Origin of the sequence: Kaistia hirudinis (genome assembly GCF_014196455.1) — a bacterium.
GTDB classification, from domain to species: Bacteria; Pseudomonadota; Alphaproteobacteria; order Rhizobiales; family Kaistiaceae; genus Kaistia; species Kaistia hirudinis.
The window spans coordinates 253,228-271,271 of record NZ_JACIDS010000001.1; the positions used below are offsets into that span (position 1 = coordinate 253,228).

An 18,044-nucleotide genomic window follows, 5' to 3' on the forward strand; every position below is an offset into this window, starting at 1 on the left:
GTGACCCGATGAAGGCTCTGTTCGTGCAGATCAAATGCGAGCTCGGCCGCGCCTATGACGTCGCGTCCGCCATCGCCGATGCGGAGATCGCCTCGGAGATCTATTCGACAGCCGGCGAGTTCGACCTTCTCGTGAAGTTCTATCTCGAAGACCATGTCGATCCAGGACATTTCGTGACCGCGTCGGTGCAGCGCTTCGACGGAATCCGCGATACGCGCACCATCATGACGTTCCGCGCCTTCTAGAAGCCTCTCGAAAGAGCCCGTTCCAGCCGTTCGAAACCGCCTTCCGGCGGGATGCCGATGCGGATGCGTGTCGGGTCCTCGGCGAAGATCCGCGTCCAGATCCCCTGCCGCGCAAGGGCGAGGTGCAGCGCTGCAGCGTCCTGCGTGATCACCGAGCGGAAGAGATCCGTCCCTTCGATCGTGACGTAACCAACTGATTGCAAAAGCGAATCGAGACGCGCACGTTCCGTCGCGAGCCGCGTCCGCGTCGCCGCCTGCCAGGCCGTATCGGCGAGCGCCAGCCGGCCGGCCGCGATCGCGGGACCCGAGACCGGCCAGTCGCCGAGCAGCCTTTCAAGCGGTCCCAGCAACTCCCTGTCTCCGATCACGAAGCCGAGTCGTAGTCCGGCCAGCCCATAGAACTTGCCGAATGAGCGCAGGACGATGGTCCGCGGGCCGATCATCGGCACGACGCTCGCCTCCGGCGCGAGGTCGCAGAAGGCCTCGTCGACGATCAGTGTGTGCCGTTCGCCGATGCTCGCCAGCGTCTCCGGCGCGACGGTTCGGCCGTCGGGATTGTTCGGGTTGGCGAGGACGATAATGCTAGCTGCATCAATCGCTTGACTGAGATCCGCAACGCGCTTGAACGCGTGTCCCGCCGCGTCCCAGGCCTCGGCATGGCCGGAATAGGTCGGCGACAGGATCGCGACGGGCCCGCGCGGGAACAGGAGCGGAATCAGCCGCAGCGCAAGATCGCTGCCGGGAACGGGGAGCACCACCGCATCCGCGGGCGCCGCATAGGCACGCCGCGCCACCGCGAGCAAGTCGCGGAGCGCCGCCGGATCGGGCAGGCGGAGGAGGTCGTCGGGTGCGAAAGGCGGCAGCGGGAAGGCGTGCGGATTGATCCCGGTCGAAAGATCGAGCCAGTCGTCCAGTGGGATGCCATGGAGCCGCGCCGCATCGACCAGTCCGCCGCCATGCCGCGGCTGCGGGCCGGGGGCAGGCGATGATCGATCCGCCATGGTCTGGCTCACGGGAGGGAGATTGGAGGCCTCGCCCGGAATCGAACCGGGATGCAAGGATTTGCAGTCCTCTGCGTAACCATTCCGCCACGAGGCCCTCGGGCTGCGGATGTAGAGGGAAGGGGCGCCCTGAGGCAAGTCTTTTCTCGCGTCGTCCCCAGGCTGCACAGATGAAAGCGGGCTGCGTCGCCGCAGCGCGGCGCTCGCGTCTTGTCACCCCGCGGACAGACCGGTAAGGATCAGGAAAACTCGTTTCCGACGTGAGGTTTCCGAGCATGGTCGATTTCGCCACGGCGCGCACCACGATGGTGGACTGCCAGATCCGCACGGTGGACGTGACCGACTATGACGTCCTCGACGCCTTCTCCGCCGTGCCGCGCGAGGCCTTCGTTCCCGAGGCTCTGAAGCCGCTGGCCTATATCGACGGCGACCTGCTGCTGACCGGCCCCGGCGAAACGCCGCGCTATCTGACGGAAGCCGGTCCGCTCGCCAAGCTCGTCCAGCTCGCCGACATCCTGCCGCAGGACAAGGTGCTCGTCGTGGGCACCGCCACCGGCTATTCGGCGGCGATTCTCTCGCGGCTCGCCGCTTCGGTGACGGCGCTCGAGGAGAATGCCGCGCTCGCCGAACGCGCGCGCGCCATCCTGCCGGAACTCGGCGTCTCGAATGTCGAAATCGTCACCGGACCGCTGGCGGCCGGCTGGAAAGCCGGGGCGCCTTACGACGTGATCGTGCTCGAAGGCGCGATCGACGTGCTGCCGGATGCGCTGGCCGCGCAACTCGCCGAGGGCGGGCGAATCGTTACCGTCGTCGGCTCGCGCGGCCTAGCCGCAAAGGGCACGATCTACACGCGTTCCGGTGGCTCCGTGAGCGGTCGCCCTGCGTTCAACACCCATGTGCAGCCCTTGCCGGGCTTCGCGGCGCCGGCCGGGTTCGTGTTCTAATTAGCGCGTAAAATCAAAGTGATAGCGTTTCGGGCCTACGGCGTATCGTATCGCCCTATGTGGCTTTAGGGCCGCATCGAACACTTTATCAACGGTTTCATGGGTCGTGCCATTTGACGGTCATGGCCCCCTGCGTATCTTAATCGCGTTAGGTTCGGTGGTGGACGTCCGGTAGGGGGGCGTCGCCTCGCAACGTCGAGGTTTGACATTGTCTTTTTCCCGGGTCTTCTTGACTTCTGCGGCCTTCGCCGCGGTTCTGGTGGCCGCCCCTGCCGTTCGCGCGGATACGCTGAATGAAGCGCTCGCGCTGACCTACAGCAATAATCCGACGCTGAACGCGCAGCGCGCGGCCTTGCGTGCGACCGATGAAGGCGTGCCGCAGGCCCTGTCGGGCTATCGGCCCGTTGTTTCGGGCACGGCGTCGATCGGCTATTCGTCCCTCAACACGTCTGCGGGTGCGGTCAATCTGAACCCTCGGTCGGTCGGCATCACGGTCGAGCAGCCTCTGTTCCGGGGCTTTCAGACCCAGAACAATGTGAAGCAGGCGGAGTCGTCGGTTCTGGCCGGCCGTGAAGTGCTCCGCTCGACCGAGCAGGATGTCTTCCTCGACGCCGTGTCCGCCTACACCAATGTGTTGCAGACGCAGGCGATCCTGAAGCTGCGCGAGCAGAACATCACCTTCCTGCAGGAGCAGCAGCGCGCCGCGGCTGATCGCCTGAAGGTCGGCGAGGGCACGCGCACCGATCTGGCGCAGACCGAGGCAAGCCTCAGCGAAGGCCAGACGAATTACGACGTCGCCGTCGCCAATCTCAATTCGGCCAACGCGACCTATCTGCAGATCATCGGCGTCAAGCCGAAGAATCTCGTGATTCCGACTTTCAGCAATCGCGTTCTGCCGAAGTCGGTTGATGCTGCCATCCAGGTTGGCCAGAAGAACCACCCGGCCATTCTGGCTGCCGGCTACAATGTCGATACGGCCGCCTTCAACGTGAAGTCGATCGAGGGCCAGCTCCTGCCCAGCGTTTCGCTGCAGGGTTCGGCATCGCACTCGGACGAAACGTCGACCGGTAATTCCTGGGCCAATTCGGCGACGATCACCGCGCAGATGACGGTTCCGATCTACGAGGGCGGCGTCGTCTACTCGCAGGCCCGGCAGGCCAAGGAAATCCTCGGCCAGCGTCGCATCCAGCTCGACAGCACGCGCGATCAGGTCCGCTCCGCGGTCGATTCGGCCTGGGGGCAGCTTCAGGCGGCGACCGCCGCGATCGTGTCGGCGCAGGCGCAGATCAAGGCTGCCGAACTCGCTCTTTCGGGCGTGATCGAGGAGCAGAAGGTCGGCCAGCGCACCACGCTCGACGTGCTCAATCAGCAGCAGACGCTGATCCAGGCGCGCGAGACGCTGGTCATCGCCCAGCGCTCGCAGATCGTTGCGGCCTACACTCTGCTTTCCGCGATGGGCGGGCTGTCTTCGAGCAAGCTCGGCCTCAAGGTCGCCACCTACAAGCCCCAGCAGCATTACAACGCCGTCCGCGACAAGTGGATTGGCCTGCGTACGCCCGACGGACGCTGAGTCGCGAGAGGCTTCGGGGGAAATCCGGTTCCACGGCTTTCCCCCGGCAGCGAATTCGCTACTCTGACGCGGAATCGCGCGGAAGTCGTGCGATTCGAACGCGTTGTGAGTTTCGGGGTGGCAATGGCCAAGCTCAGTCAGGCGCAAGAGCCGTCGATGGAAGAGATCCTTGCTTCGATCCGGCGGATCATAACGGAAGACGATTCCGAGCACGCTGCTTCGGTGCCGCCGCCTGCCGCGCCGAACCTCTCGACCGAGGCGATCGACGCACTTTTTGCCGTGCGCCCCTCCGAGCCACCGCTGGCGAGCCGTCCCGAGACCCGGGTGCCCGAAACGAGAGCAGCGGTCGCCGCCGCGCCATCTTCGCCGCCGTCGCGCCCGGCTGCCCCTCTGACTGCGGCTGTTCAGCCTCGGACGCCGGCGACCGTGCGGGTCGAGCCGGCCCCGTCGCGCGCTGAGCATCGCTCCGTCGCGACACCGCCCCCGGCTTCGGTCCGCCACGAGGAGCCGGCACCGGCGCGTCCGTTGCTGTCGCCGGGGGCCGATGCGGCGATCCATGCGGCGTTCGGCAGTCTTTCCGGGGCCGCGCCCGCGGCGCCCGGATCGGCGCGCACGCTCGAGGACATCACCAAGGAACTGCTACGGCCGATGCTGAAGGCCTGGCTCGATTCGAACCTGCCGCCTCTGGTCGAGCGGCTGGTGCGCGACGAGATCGAGCGGGTTTCGCGCGGTCGTTGATCGCGATCGACGCGTAAACGCCGTCGGCGCTTCGCGAGACCGCGTGTGCATGCCTTCCGTGCGGCCGTTGATCCCTTCAAAATGCTGCCGGTCGTCTGCGCAGGCCGCTCGCGGGGCGCTTCCCGCCGCGCCCGTCGGCGCGATGCCGGTTCACCCGGTCATCGCCGGTTGACTTGGCTTCGGCCATCCGATTTACAGCAGCCAACCATATTCTTATCCGGAAACGGTCATGCTCGAGAAGAACTACGACGCCGCCAGCGTCGAGCCGCGCATTTTCGACAGCTGGGGCGAGGCCGGGGTGTTCAAGGCCGGCGCGGGCGCCGCGCCCGGTGCCGAGACGTATGCCATCGTCATCCCGCCGCCGAATGTCACCGGCTCGCTCCATATGGGCCACGCGCTCAATAACACGCTGCAGGACGTGCTGGTCCGCTTCGAGCGCATGCGCGGCAAGGACGTGCTCTGGCAGATCGGCCTCGATCATGCCGGCATCGCCACGCAGATGGTCGTCGAGCGGCAGATGGCCGAACGTCAGGAGCCGAACCGGCGCGTGATCGGCCGCGAGGCCTTCGTCGACAAGGTCTGGAGCTGGAAGGCCGAGTCCGGCGGCACGATCGTCGGTCAGCTGAAGCGCCTCGGCGCCTCGGCCGATTGGTCGCGCGAGCGCTTCACCATGGATGAGGGCCTGTCGCGCGCCGTCCTCAAGGTGTTCGTCCAGCTCTATCGCGAAGGGCTGATCTACAAGGACAAACGCCTCGTCAATTGGGACCCGAAATTCGAGACCGCGATCTCGGATCTTGAGGTCATCCAGGTCGAGACGAAGGGTCATCTCTGGCATTTCCGCTATCCGCTGGCGGATGGGGTGACCTATGAGCATCCTTACAAGTTCGATCCGGACGGCGCGAAGACCGACTGGAAGCCGTCGGACGGCGAGCCGGACGGCTATGAGACGCGCGACTATATCGTCGTCGCGACGACGCGCCCGGAGACCATGCTCGGCGACACGGCGGTCGCGGTCCATCCGCAGGACCCGCGCTATCACGCGCTCGTCGGCAAGCATGCCGTGCTGCCGCCGGTCGGCCGCCGCATTCCGATCGTCGCCGACGACTATTCCGATCCCGAGAAGGGCACCGGCGCGGTCAAGATCACGCCGGCGCACGACTTCAACGATTTCGAAGTCGGACGTCGTCACGATCTCGATGCGATCAGCATTCTCGACAAGCGCGCGGCCGTCACGATCCTCGACAATGAGGCGTTCCTCGCTTCCGCCGAGTCGAACGCTGCCCGCCAGGCGCTCTGGCAGCAGCTCGAGGGGCTCGACCGCTTCGAGGCGCGTGCGCTGATCGTCAAGGTGATGGAGGAAGGCGGCTTCCTCGATCGTATCGAGGCGCACACGCATATGGTCCCGCATGGGGACCGTGGCGGCGTGCCGATCGAGCCGGCCCTGACCGACCAGTGGTATGTCGATGCAAAGACGCTCGCCGAGCCGGCGATCGCCTCGGTGCGCGAGGGCCGCAGCGTCTTCTTCCCGCGCAATTGGGAGAAGACCTATTTCGAGTGGATGGAGAACATCCAGCCCTGGTGCATCTCGCGCCAGCTGTGGTGGGGCCATCAGATCCCGGCCTGGTACGGGCCGGACGGCAAGTACTTCGTCGCGGAGACGGAGGAAGAGGCCGTCGCCGAGGCGCTCGCCTATTACGTCGTCGAAGGCTTCATCGACGACGAGAAGGCGCGGGCCTATGCGGCCGATCCGATCGCGCGCGGCGATTTCATCGTTCGCGACGAGGATGTGCTCGATACTTGGTTCTCCTCCGCCCTGTGGCCGTTCTCGACGCTCGGCTGGCCCGATGCGACGCCGGAGCTCGCGCGCTATTATCCGACCAGCGTGCTCCTGACCGGCTTCGACATCATCTTCTTCTGGGTCGCCCGGATGATGATGATGGGCTTGCATTTCATGAAGGACGCGGACGGCAACCCGGTCGAGCCCTTCAAGGACATCTATATCCACGCCCTCGTCCGCGACGAGAAGGGCGCCAAGATGTCGAAGTCCAAGGGCAACGTCATTGATCCGCTGGAGCTGATCGACCAGTATGGCGCCGACGCGCTGCGCTTCACGCTGGCCGCGATGGCGGCGCAGGGGCGCGACATCAAGCTCGCCACCAGCCGTGTCGAGGGCTACCGCAACTTCACGACCAAGCTGTGGAATGCCGCGCGCTTCGCCGAGATGAACGGTGCGGTGCGCGTTGCCGGCTTCGACCCGTCCGCGGCCGAGGAGCGCCTCAACCGCTGGATCGCGACGGAGACGACGCGCACGGCGCGCGCCGTGACCGAGGCGATCGAAGCCTATCGCTTCAACGATGCGGCCGGCGCGATCTATCGCTTCGTCTGGAACACGTTCTGCGACTGGTACCTCGAACTGGTGAAGCCGGTGCTGAACGGCGGATCCGAGGCAGCGATCGCCGAGACCCGTGCGACGATCGCCTGGACGCTCGACCAGATCGTCACGCTGCTGCACCCGTTCATGCCCTTCATCACCGAGGAGCTGTGGGGCCGCACGGGCGAGACGGGACCGGCGCGCGAGACGCTGCTGGCGCTAACGCGCTGGCCAGCGCTCACCTTCGAGGACGAGGAGGCCGCCGCCGAGATCAACTGGCTGGTCGATCTGATCTCGTCCGTCCGCTCGGTGCGTTCCGAAGTCAATGTGCCGCCGGGGGCCATGGTGCCGCTGGTCGTGGTCGGCGCATCGGACGTGACGCGCGCGCGGCTCGCGACGCATGACGCGCTGGTTCGCCGTCTTGCCCGCGCCGAGGCGATCACCCACGCCGAGACGCCGCCCAAGGGCGCCGTGCAGGCCGTGCTGGGCGAGGCGACGATCGCCCTGCCGCTCGCCGGCGTCATCGATATCGCGGCCGAGCGTGCGCGCCTCGCCAAGGAGCGCGACAAGGCGGTCAAGGAATCCGCCAAGATCGAGGCTAAGCTCGGCAACGAGCAATTCGTCAGCCGGGCTCCGGAAGAGGTCATCGAGGAGCAGCGCGAGCGGCTCGCCGAGGCGAAGGAACTGACGGCCAAGTTCGAGGCGGCGCTGGAGCGGCTGAAGGACTAGAATTCCGCCAAACCAGCGCCGGATGGAGGGGCGGCGAGGGTGTTCTGTCGCTGCGCCTCCCGGAGGCCGCCATGCCGAGCCAGAGTGAGCAAGGAGAGACGTTCCGGCAGTTGCATCGGAAGTCTCAACCGCTTGTCGTGCCCAATGCCTATGACGCCGGCACGGCGCGGCTTCTCGCTGGTCTCGGCTTCGAGGCGCTGGCGACGACCAGTTCGGGACTGGCCTTCTCGCTCGGCCGCTCTGATGGCGTGAATGCCGTCAGCCGTGACGAGACGATCGCAAACGCGCGCAGCATCTGCGCCGCGTCGGCTCTGCCCGTCACCGCTGATCTGGAACGCTGCTTTTCGGAGCAGCCGGAGGGCATCGCCGAGACGATCCGGCTCGCCGCGGAGGCCGGGCTGGTGGGCGGGTCGATCGAGGATGCGACTGGCGATCCCGCGGCGCCTATCTATGATCTTTCGCGCGCCGTCGAGCGGGTTCACGCCGCGGTCGAGGCCGCGCGGGCGCTGCCTTTCGCCTTCACTTTGACGGCGCGGGCCGAGAATTTCCTGCACGGACGCGCCGATCTCGACGACACGCTGCGCCGGCTCCAGGCGTTCGAACGGGCCGGCGCCGATGTGCTCTATGCGCCGCTGGTGCCCTCCGACGCGATCGGCCTCGTGGTGTCCTCCCTGACCAGGCCGGTCAATGTGCTCGTCAGTTCCGGCAATGCCGATCTGACCTATGACGAACTCGCTGCTTTAGGCGTCGCCAGAATCAGCATTGGCGGCGCGCTGGCGCGCGTTGCGCTCAGCGCGGTCACGCGAGCCGCACAGGAGATCAGAACGTCCGGAACCTTCTCCTATGGGAAGGGACTGAAGCCCTTTCCGTTCTGATCGATCGGCCGGCGGTCCGATCTCCGGATCCGCGACATCGCATTCACTGGAAACCAAAAGAAGAGGGGCGCCGTGAGGCGCCCCTGGATAGTCTTGAGACCTGCGAGCAGCGCTCAGCGCCGCTTCGACACCGGCACGTAGTCGCGACGGTCGGCGCCGCTGTAGAGCTGGCGCGGGCGGCCGATGCGCTGGCCCGGATCCTCGACCATTTCCTTCCACTGCGCGATCCAGCCCACGGTGCGGGCGAGGGCGAAGAGGACGGTGAACATGGTCGTCGGGAAGCCGAGCGCCTTCAGCGTGATGCCCGAATAGAAATCGATGTTCGGGTAGAGCTTCTTCTCGACGAAATATTCGTCGTGCAGCGCGATGCGCTCCAGCTCGAGCGCGACCTCGAGGATCGGATCATCGGTGATGCCGAGCTCGGTGAGCACCTCGTGGCAGGTCCGCTGCATGATCTTGGCGCGCGGATCGTAGTTCTTGTAGACGCGATGACCGAAGCCCATCAGGCGGAACGGATCGTTCTTGTCCTTGGCGCGGGCGATGTATTCCGGGATCTTGTCGACCGAGCCGATCTCCTGCAGCATGTTCAGCGCCGCCTCATTGGCGCCGCCATGGGCAGGGCCCCAGAGGCAGGCAATGCCGGCCGCGATGCAGGCGAACGGGTTGGCGCCCGACGAGCCGGCGAGACGCACCGTCGAGGTCGAGGCGTTCTGCTCGTGGTCGGCGTGCAGGATGAAGATGCGGTCCATCGCGCGGGCGAGGATCGGATTGACCTTGTACTCCTCGGCCGGCACGGCGAAGCACATGCGCAGGAAGTTCGAGGCGTAGTCGAGCGAATTCAGCGGATAAACGAAGGGCTGGCCCACATGGTATTTGTAGGCCATGGCCGCGATCGTCGGCATCTTCGCGATCAGGCGAAGGCTCGCGACCATCCGCTGGTGCGGGTCCGAGATGTCTGTGGAGTCGTGGTAGAAGGCGGAAAGCGCGCCGACCACGCCGACCATGATGGCCATCGGATGCGCGTCGCGCCGGAAGCCGGTGTAGAAGCGCGACATCTGCTCGTGGACCATGGTGTGATAGGTCACCCGCTGGTCGAAGTCGGCCTTCTGGGCCGCGGTCGGCAGTTCGCCGTAGAGCAGCAGGTAGCAGGTCTCGAGGAAGTCGCCATGCTCGGCGAGCTGCTCGATAGGATAGCCGCGATAGAGAAGGATGCCTTCATCGCCGTCGATGAAGGTGATCTTCGAGTCGCAGGCGCCCGTCGAGGTGAAGCCAGGATCGTAGGTGAAGCGACCGGTCTTGGCGTAGAGCGAGCCGATATCGATGACTTCGGGACCGATGGTCCCTTCCTTGATCCCGAAATCCCAGGACTGATCACCGATGGTGAGCGTCGCCTTCTTGTCGGTCATACGGCCAACCCCTTGTGACAAAAGCGAAACAGCGGTCGCGTGATAACCCGCGGGTCGACCTTCACAACGGCCCGACGGCGCTGTTGAGGAATGGATTTGCACCTGCCTATCCGATTTATTGCAGCGCGGCAAGCAGGGCAGGGCAGGGGCTTTCATAAGGGGTTCGAACGAAATCGATCAGACCCTGACGACCCGTTCTCGAGCACCTCTGCCGCGCCCTACGCAGTGAGGCGCGCGAGATTCCCGTGAATCCGGCTTCCATGCTGCAGGGCGTCATGCTAATGACCCGCGCCAACCTCATTCTTAGTCCCGCGACTCGTCGAAGGCCTCATAGACCTTCGGCCGGTCCTTTGCATTCTTGAGGAACTGGCATGGCCGAGATCATCGAACTTTCGACAGGTCGCGAAGCGCTCACCTTCGACGACGTCCTCCTCCAGCCGGGCCATTCCATGGTCATGCCGGGCGAGGTGGATATCCGCACGCGGCTGACGCGGAGCATTGAGCTCAACATCCCGATCATTTCCTCGGCGATGGACACCGTGACCGAGGCGCGCCTCGCCATCGCGATGGCGCAGGCCGGCGGCCTCGGCGTCATCCATCGCAATCTCTCGCCCGAGCAGCAGGCGGAAGAGGTTCGTCAGGTCAAGAAGTTCGAATCGGGCATGGTGATCAATCCGGTCACGATCGGCCCGGATGCGACGCTCGCCGAGGCGCTGGCGCTGATGAAGGCGCATCGCATCTCCGGCATCCCCGTCGTCGAGAACGGCAACAGCGGCACGCCGGGGCGCCTCGTCGGCATCCTCACCAATCGCGACGTCCGCTTCGCTTCGAACCCCGACCAGCGCGTCTATGAGCTGATGACACGCGAGAATCTCGTCGCAGTGCGCGATGGCGCGAGCCAGGAGGAGGCGAAGCGCCTCCTGCACAAGCACCGGATTGAGAAGCTGCTCGTCGTCGACGACGCCTATCGCTGCGTCGGGCTGATCACCGTCAAGGACATGGAGAAGTCGCAGCTCAACCCCAATGCCGCCAAGGACGAGCAGGGGCGCCTTCGCGTCGCCGCGGCGACGACGGTGGGTGACAACGGGATCGAGCGCTCCGAGCGCCTGATCGATGCCGGCGTCGATCTTCTGGTGGTCGACACCGCTCACGGCCATTCCCAGCGCGTGCTCGATGCCGTCGAGCGCGTCAAGAAGCTCTCCAACCGCGTGCAGATCATCGCGGGCAATGTGGCGACCGCCGAGGGCACGCGCGCGCTCATCGGCGCCGGCGCGGATGCGGTCAAGATCGGCATCGGGCCGGGATCGATCTGCACGACCCGCGTGGTAGCCGGCGTCGGCGTGCCGCAGCTCACGGCGATCATGGAGGCCGTGAACGTGGCGGATCAGGCCGATGTTCCGGTCATTGCCGATGGCGGCATCAAATATTCCGGCGATCTGGCGAAGGCGCTGGCGGCCGGCGCGCGCTGCGCGATGATCGGTTCGCTGCTGGCCGGCACCGAGGAAAGCCCCGGCGAGGTCTATCTCCACCAGGGCCGCTCGTTCAAAGCCTATCGCGGCATGGGTTCGGTCGGCGCGATGGCGCGCGGATCGGCGGACCGCTATTTCCAGGCCGAGGTGCGCGATACGCTGAAGCTCGTGCCGGAAGGCATTGAGGGCCAGGTGCCGTATAAGGGGCCGGTGTCGGGTGTCCTGCACCAGCTCACGGGCGGTCTTCGCGCGGCGATGGGTTATGTCGGCGCCGAGAATCTCGAAGCCTTCCGCGAGCGTTCGCGTTTCATCCGCATTTCGACGGCTGGCCTTCGGGAAAGCCACACGCACGATGTCACCATCACCCGCGAAAGCCCGAACTATCCGGGCGCCAGCTGAGGTCGCATGCTCAAGACAGCCATACTCTGGCCCGCAATCGCGCAGGCGGCACTGATCGTCGTCGCCTACGCCTATCTCTTCCGCGCCCGGCTCGGCGCCATCGGGCGCGGCGCGGTCACCTCCACGGACTTCGCGCCGGGCGACGAGCCGCCGGAATCGGCGGCGGGCCGGCGCCACATCGCCAATCAGTTCGAGCTGCCGGCCCTCTTCTTTGCCGTCATCACCTATCTCTTCCTGATCGATGGCGTGTCGTTCCTGGAGGTCGTGCTCGCCTGGATCTTCGTCGCGACGCGCGTTCTCCATACGATCGGCAGTCTCCTTGGCCCGCTGGTGCTGCGGCATGTCGCTTTCGCTGCCGGGTTCTTCGTGCTCGTCGCACTCTGGGTGGACCTCGCGATCCGCATTCTGTAATGCCTGCGGCTCGGGAGCCTGGGAGCATCGTCCATGGATCTGTCGCTTCTCGCCGTCGCGGCGCGGCTTGTCGTCGGTCTGATGTTTGTCGTCATCGGCCTGCGGCTGCTGCTCGGCCGCTCGCTCGTCGCGGCGCTGCTGGCGACCAAGCGCATCCCGGCGCCTGCCTTCGTGGCGCTCGCGGGCGGCGTGATCGAGATCCTGCTCGGCCTTCTGATGATCGCCGGCGTCATGCCCGCCTATGTGGCAATCGCCATGGCGGTCTTCGTCGTCGTGGCGACCATCATGGTGCATGATTTCTGGCACCTGAAGGGCCAGCGCCGCGCGCTCGAAATCAATACGGTGCTGACGCATATGCTGGTAGTGGGCGGGCTGCTGTGCATGGCGGCCTATCCGTGGTGAGCCCTTTCCTGCTCGGAGGCGTCCTGCCGTGATTCCCGTCGCCCGCATTTCCGCGGCCATCGAAGTCCTCGACGACATCATCGGTCGTCGCCGTCCCGCGGCCGACGCGCTCAAGGATTGGGGCCTGTCGCACCGCTTTGCCGGATCGAAGGACCGTCGCGCCATTGGCGATCTCGTCTTCGACGCGCTCCGCCACAAGAGCTCGTCCGGCTTCGCGGCCGGTGGCGAGGACGGGCGGGCGATGGTGCTCGGCTTGCTCCGCCTGCACCGCGGACTGTCGGTGGCAGAGGTCGAGGCGCGCATTGCGGGCGATCGTTTCGCGCCCGCGCCGCTCAGCGCCGAAGAGCGCGCCGCGCTTTCGGAGGATCGGATCGCGTCGGCGCCGCAATGGGTGCAGGGCGACTATCCCGAATGGCTGGCGCCCAATCTGAGCCGTGTCTTCGGCGATAGCGTCGTCGAGGAGATGCAGGCGCTTGCCGAGTCGGCCCCGCTGGACCTTCGCGTCAACACGCTGAAGGCCGAGCCGGACCATGCGGCGCGCGAACTCGCTTCCGAACTCGGGCGTCAGGCGGAGCGTCCGGCGCTCTCGCCGCTCTGCCTTCGCCTGCCGCTCGAGCCCGAGCGCGGCGAGCCGCATATCGCATCGACGGAAACCTTCCTTCGCGGCCATATCGAGATCCAGGATCTCGGCAGCCAGCTCGCCTCGGAATTCGCGGGAGCGCGTGCCGGCATGCAGGTGCTGGATCTTTGCGCCGGCGGCGGCGGCAAGACGCTGGCGCTTGCGGCGGCCATGGGCAATCACGGCCAGATCTTCGCCCATGATTCCGATCGTCGTCGTCTTGCACCGATTCACGACCGTCTGGCGCGGGCAGGGGTCCGCAACGTCCAGGTACGCACGCCGCGTCCTGCGACCGATGTGCTCGACGATCTCGAACACCGCATGGATCTCGTCCTCGTCGATGCGCCCTGCACCGGCACGGGAACCTGGCGCCGCAACCCCGACGCCAAATGGCGGATCCGGCCGAGCAGCCTTGCCGATCGTAATCGCGACCAGGATCTCGTCCTCGAGACGGCGGCGCGCTACGTCAAGACGAGCGGCCGGCTCGTCTACATCACCTGCTCGGTGCTCGAGGAGGAGAACTCCGACCGCGTCTCGGCCTTCCTCGCCGCGCATTCCGGATTCGAGCCAGTGCCGCCCGGCGAGATCGTCGACGCCTTCGAGCGCGAGGCGATGATCACGGTCGGTGCCGCGGTGCGCCGGCTCGATCTCGGCCTGATGATGACGCCGCGGATGTCGGGCACGGACGGCTTCTTCGTTTCCGTCCTCAAGCGGCGGGTCTGACCGGCCCGGCTGTGACCCGCGTCACCGGGCAGCACCCCTTCGCCTCGACAGCGCGGTTGGGCGCCGATAGAACGGGCGCGCTTCCATTGCCAATTTCAAGGAGTTGCAATTCATGCGCGGCCTCGTCCGACTGATCGTCCTTCTCGTCGTCATCGTCGGCGGCTACTGGGCCTATTACGTGTTCGCCGCGGCCGATCCCAACGACAAGTTCGGCGTCATGATCAACGAGAACCTGCCGCTCTCGGCGCGCGAATATGCCTGCAAGACGCTGAAGGACCGCTTCGGCGACATCAACGCCCCGAAGGGCTGCGGCGAGTTCGCCGCCTGGGCGCCGAAGCCCGTCACCCCGGCCGCCGACACGGCGACCCCGGCCGCCAACTGAGCGAGGGCAGGGGCGCGGCTTCAACCGGGACGTCTGTCTCGCCAGGCGAGGCGCCCCGCCCTTCCTTGACTTCCGCGCTTGCGAGCGCCTTCCGATCGAGGCGGGACACAGCCGGGCCGCCCGCCTCGCAACCTCCGCGTCACGGGGGTATTGCCCGGGGCGATCGTTTGACGTGACGACCAGCGGCATTGCGATTCCGGCCGCAATCCCTTAACGGGAGGCCTTTCCTCCCAAGGCCGGACCCCATTCGATGCACGACACCATCCTCATCGTCGATTTCGGCTCCCAGGTCACGCAGCTCATCGCGCGTCGGCTCCGCGAGACGGGCGTCTATTGCGAGATCCACCCGTTCCAGAAGGCGGCGGAAGCGTTCGAGCGGCTGCGTCCGAAGGGCGTCATCCTCTCCGGCAGCCCGGCCAGCACGGCCGATATCGAAGCGCCCTCCGCTCCCGATCAGATCTTCGCCGCCGGCGTGCCCGTCCTCGGCATCTGCTATGGCGAGCAGACCATGAGCGCGCAGCTCGGCGGCAAGGTCGAGATCGGCCATCACCGCGAGTTCGGCCGCGCCTTCGTCGAGATCAAGCGCGCGTCGCCCTTGTTCGAAGGCGTCTGGGAACCGGGTACGCGCCATCAGGTCTGGATGAGCCATGGCGACAAGATCACGGCGATCCCCGACGGCTTCGAGGTCATCGCCGTGTCGGATGGCGCCCCCTTTGCGGCGATCGCCGACGAGAAGCGCCGCCTCTATGGCGTCCAGTTCCACCCTGAGGTGCTGCATACGCCCGATGGCGGCAAGCTGCTCGCCAATTTCGTGCACCGCGTCGTCGGCCTGACCTCCGACTGGACCATGTCGGCCTATCGCGAGGAGATGATCGCGAAGATCAGGGCGCAGGTTGGCAAGGGCCGCGTGCTGTGCGCTCTGTCCGGCGGCGTCGATTCCGCGGTCGCTGCCGTGCTGATCCATGAGGCGATCGGTGACCAGCTCACTTGCGTCTATGTCGATCACGGCCTGATGCGTCTTGGCGAGAGCGAGCAGGTCGTCTCGCTCTTCCGCGAGCACTTCAACATCCCGCTCGTCCATGTCGATGCGGCCGACCTCTTCATCGGCGAGCTTGAGGGCGTTTCCGACCCCGAGACGAAGCGGAAGATCATCGGCCGCCTGTTCATCGAGGTGTTCGAGCGCGAGGCGAAGAAGATCGCCGCCGACGGGCGCGGCGCGCCGGAATTCCTGGCGCAGGGCACGCTTTATCCCGACGTCATCGAGAGCGTTTCCTTCTCGGGCGGCCCCTCGGTCACGATCAAGTCGCACCACAATGTCGGCGGCCTGCCGGCGCGCATGAATATGAAGCTGGTGGAGCCGCTGCGCGAGCTCTTCAAGGACGAGGTGAGGGCGCTCGGCCGCGAACTCGGCCTGCCCGATTTCTTCGTCGGCCGCCACCCGTTCCCGGGCCCCGGCCTCGCGATCCGCTGCCCCGGCGGCATCACCCGCGACAAGCTCGATATCCTCAGGAAGGCCGACGCGATCTATCTCGACGAGATCCGCAAGGCCGGCCTCTACGACACGATCTGGCAGGCCTTCGCCGTGCTGCTTCCGGTCCAGACCGTGGGCGTGATGGGCGACGGACGCACCTACGACTTCGTCTGCGCGCTGCGCGCCGTCACCTCCGTCGACGGCATGACCGCCGACTTCTACCACTTCGACATGAGCTTCCTGGCGGACGCCGCGACGCGCATCATCAACGAAGTCAAAGGCATCAACCGCGTCGTCTACGACGTGACCAGCAAGCCGCCCGGGACGATCGAGTGGGAATGATTTTTGCCCATCCGGGCGTATCCAAAAACACGCTATGATGCGACATAAGTGACTGAAATATATAAATAAAGATCTCAGAATCTTTCGGCGTCTATCGCTGGGTTAGCCTCCGGAATGACGGTATGGCTGACGGTATGGCGCATCTTGTCTCAGTCCAAAATCGCATATACCGTCAGGGCCAAGAGAGCTTCTGACGGTATATTTTTTGGCGTAACGCGCTGTAAAAACAGGCAAAATATCCGATCAGAAGGGCCACTTATGGCCTGACGGTATAATTGGGCGCTCTCCGGCATGTTTTGACCAATCTGGAGGGTGTGGATGTTGACCGACGCCGCCATTAAGGCTCTGAAACCGAAAGATAAATTATACAAGATCGTGGACCGTGACGGTATGTATGTCGTGGTCCAACCCTCGGGCGCGATCGTGTTTCGCCTGGACTACCGGCTGAACGGCCGCCGGGAGACGTTGACGCTGGGGCGCTACGGTCCCGCTGGGCTTTCCCTGGCTCGGGCGCGTGAGAAGGTGGTCGATGCCCGCCGGGCCATTTCGGAAGGCCGCTCGCCGGCGCAGGAGAAGCAGCGCGAGAAGCGCCGCCTCCAGGAGGCCAAGAGCTTCGGCCAGTTCGGTGAGCGCTGGCTTCAGGAAGCGCGAATGGCGGACAGCACGCGCGCCATGCGTCGATCAATCTTCGAGCGCGACATTCTTCCAGCGTTTCGCAACCGGCTGCTGCCGGAGATCCTGCCGGAGGATTTGCGCGGGCTGTGCGCGAAGGTGAAGGAGCGTGGAGCTCCGGCAACGGCGGTCCACGTCAGGGACATCGTGAAGCTCGTGTTCGCCTTCGCTATCCTGCACGGCGAGAAGGTCGCTAATCCGGCTGACGAAGTTGGCCCGGCGTCGATCGCGACCTTCGTGCCGAAGGACCGATCCCTGTCTCCGGCGGAGATCCGCATCATGCTCGGCCAGATCGAGCATGTGGCGACGCTGCCGACGATTCGGCTCGGGATAAAGCTGATCCTGCTGTCGATGGTACGAAAGAGTGAATTGCAGGACGCGGTTTGGGATGAGGTCGATTTCGAGAACGCCGTCTGGTCGATTCCCAAGGAGCGAATGAAGCGCTCGAAAGCGCACAACGTCTATCTGTCTCAGCAGATGCTCGACATCTTCATCGCTCTCAAGACCTGCGCCGGCAATTCCAAATACGTCCTGCCGTCGCGCTATGACGCCGACGCGCCTATGTCGCGGGCGACGTTCAACCGGATCACCACGGCGGTGGTGGAGCGGGCCAAGAAGGAAGGGCTGCCGCTGGAGTCCTTTACGGTTCACGATCTCCGGCGCACCGGCTCGACCCTGCTGAACGAGCTGGGCTTCAACAGCGACTGGATCGAGAAGTGTCTGGCGCATGAGGACGGGCGATCCTCACGGGGCATCTACAACAAGGCGGAATACGAGCATCAGCGCCGGCATATGATGCAGGAATGGTCCAACCTGGTCGACGCCTGGGTTGCCGGCCAAAAATACACGCCGACCCTCTATCCGCCGACGATGGACCTGCTTACGCCCGAGCCGGATGTTTGATGGGGCGGGTCTTGCGGAGCTGGACGTCCGGAATGGGCGCGCGCTTCACCGCCTTGGCGCGTGAAGCTCGGCGCCGTTCTTCTAACCAGGCTTCGACCTCGGACAGATCCCAGACCACGCAGCGGGACGTGAGATAGAAGCGCTGGGGAAATTCGCCGCGCTGTTCCATGTCATAGATCGTGGTGTCGGCGAGAGGGACCATTTCCCGGAGTTCATGCCGCCGGATGGTCCGCGTCACGGCAGTTTGTGCCTGTGGCTTCATCTGAAAGTCCTTCTTCCATCTGCTTGGATGGATAGAAGGCGATAGACGACGCTGAATGGAAGCTAGAATTGATGGTAGTAGAACTGCATCGCGTTCTAGCGTGCAAATCG

Annotated in this window: 16 protein-coding genes and 1 tRNA gene; 13 read left to right on the forward strand and 4 right to left on the reverse strand. The window is 65.4% G+C overall.

The features are described 5' to 3' along the window. Positions 1-8: 8 nt before the first annotated feature. Complete coding sequence (locus tag GGR25_RS01210) at positions 9-245, forward strand: Lrp/AsnC ligand binding domain-containing protein (RefSeq protein WP_183396907.1); 237 nt, start codon at positions 9-11, stop codon at positions 243-245. Here GGR25_RS01210 and cobD read toward each other — a convergent pair. Together cobD and GGR25_RS01220 are read right to left on the reverse strand one after the other, a co-directional pair. Next, positions 242-1,246, reverse strand: a complete 1,005-nt coding sequence (gene cobD / locus GGR25_RS01215; RefSeq protein ID WP_183396908.1) for a threonine-phosphate decarboxylase CobD — start codon at positions 1,244-1,246, stop codon at positions 242-244. The two genes, GGR25_RS01210 and cobD, sit on opposite strands and share 4 nt — an antisense overlap. 23 nt (positions 1,247-1,269) lie before the next feature. Next, a tRNA-Cys gene (locus tag GGR25_RS01220) sits at positions 1,270-1,343 on the reverse strand. Between the two features lie 178 nt (positions 1,344-1,521). On the opposite strand from GGR25_RS01220, the gene GGR25_RS01225 reads away from it, so the two are divergent. From GGR25_RS01225 to GGR25_RS01245, 5 genes are all read left to right on the forward strand, one after another. After that, positions 1,522-2,190, forward strand: a complete 669-nt coding sequence (locus GGR25_RS01225; protein ID WP_183396909.1) for a protein-L-isoaspartate O-methyltransferase family protein — start codon at positions 1,522-1,524, stop codon at positions 2,188-2,190. A gap of 259 nt (positions 2,191-2,449) precedes the next feature. Continuing rightward, positions 2,450-3,760: a TolC family outer membrane protein gene (locus GGR25_RS01230; protein WP_343067934.1), complete on the forward strand. Its 1,311-nt coding sequence runs from the start codon at positions 2,450-2,452 to the stop codon at positions 3,758-3,760. 156 nt (positions 3,761-3,916) lie between these two features. Next, positions 3,917-4,498: a PopZ family protein gene (locus GGR25_RS01235; RefSeq protein ID WP_246409136.1), complete on the forward strand. Its 582-nt coding sequence runs from the start codon at positions 3,917-3,919 to the stop codon at positions 4,496-4,498. A 229-nt stretch (positions 4,499-4,727) separates the two neighbouring features. Next, complete coding sequence (locus tag GGR25_RS01240) at positions 4,728-7,598, forward strand: valine--tRNA ligase (protein WP_183396912.1); 2,871 nt, start codon at positions 4,728-4,730, stop codon at positions 7,596-7,598. Between the two features lie 71 nt (positions 7,599-7,669). Continuing rightward, entirely contained in the window at positions 7,670-8,473 is an 804-nt protein-coding gene (locus tag GGR25_RS01245) for an isocitrate lyase/PEP mutase family protein (protein WP_183396913.1), read from the forward strand. A 113-nt stretch (positions 8,474-8,586) separates the two neighbouring features. Here the strand turns inward: GGR25_RS01245 and gltA are convergent, their stop codons facing one another. Next, on the reverse strand, positions 8,587-9,879 hold the full coding sequence (gene gltA, locus GGR25_RS01250; protein ID WP_183396914.1) for a citrate synthase: 1,293 nt from the start codon (positions 9,877-9,879) through the stop codon (positions 8,587-8,589). Positions 9,880-10,250: 371 nt separating this feature from the next. On the opposite strand from gltA, the gene guaB reads away from it, so the two are divergent. From guaB to GGR25_RS01285, 7 genes are all read left to right on the forward strand, one after another. Then, complete coding sequence (guaB, locus tag GGR25_RS01255; RefSeq protein ID WP_183396915.1) at positions 10,251-11,747, forward strand: IMP dehydrogenase; 1,497 nt, start codon at positions 10,251-10,253, stop codon at positions 11,745-11,747. Between the two features lie 6 nt (positions 11,748-11,753). Next, positions 11,754-12,158, forward strand: a complete 405-nt coding sequence (locus GGR25_RS01260; protein WP_183396916.1) for an MAPEG family protein — start codon at positions 11,754-11,756, stop codon at positions 12,156-12,158. 33 nt (positions 12,159-12,191) lie between these two features. Further along, entirely contained in the window at positions 12,192-12,560 is a 369-nt protein-coding gene (locus GGR25_RS01265) for a DoxX family protein (protein ID WP_183396917.1), read from the forward strand. Positions 12,561-12,588: 28 nt separating this feature from the next. Further along, complete coding sequence (locus GGR25_RS01270; RefSeq protein ID WP_183396918.1) at positions 12,589-13,902, forward strand: methyltransferase domain-containing protein; 1,314 nt, start codon at positions 12,589-12,591, stop codon at positions 13,900-13,902. 112 nt (positions 13,903-14,014) lie between these two features. Next, on the forward strand, positions 14,015-14,284 hold the full coding sequence (locus GGR25_RS01275) for a hypothetical protein (RefSeq protein ID WP_183396919.1): 270 nt from the start codon (positions 14,015-14,017) through the stop codon (positions 14,282-14,284). Between the two features lie 250 nt (positions 14,285-14,534). Beyond that, a complete protein-coding gene (gene guaA / locus GGR25_RS01280; RefSeq protein WP_183396920.1) occupies positions 14,535-16,097 on the forward strand; it encodes a glutamine-hydrolyzing GMP synthase in 1,563 nt (520 codons plus the stop codon). Between the two features lie 318 nt (positions 16,098-16,415). Further along, on the forward strand, positions 16,416-17,672 hold the full coding sequence (locus GGR25_RS01285; protein WP_183396921.1) for a tyrosine-type recombinase/integrase: 1,257 nt from the start codon (positions 16,416-16,418) through the stop codon (positions 17,670-17,672). On the opposite strand, the gene GGR25_RS01290 is transcribed toward GGR25_RS01285, so the two are convergent. After that, positions 17,650-17,934, reverse strand: a complete 285-nt coding sequence (locus GGR25_RS01290) for a helix-turn-helix transcriptional regulator (protein WP_183396922.1) — start codon at positions 17,932-17,934, stop codon at positions 17,650-17,652. The two genes, GGR25_RS01285 and GGR25_RS01290, sit on opposite strands and share 23 nt — an antisense overlap. Positions 17,935-18,044 lie beyond the last annotated feature (110 nt).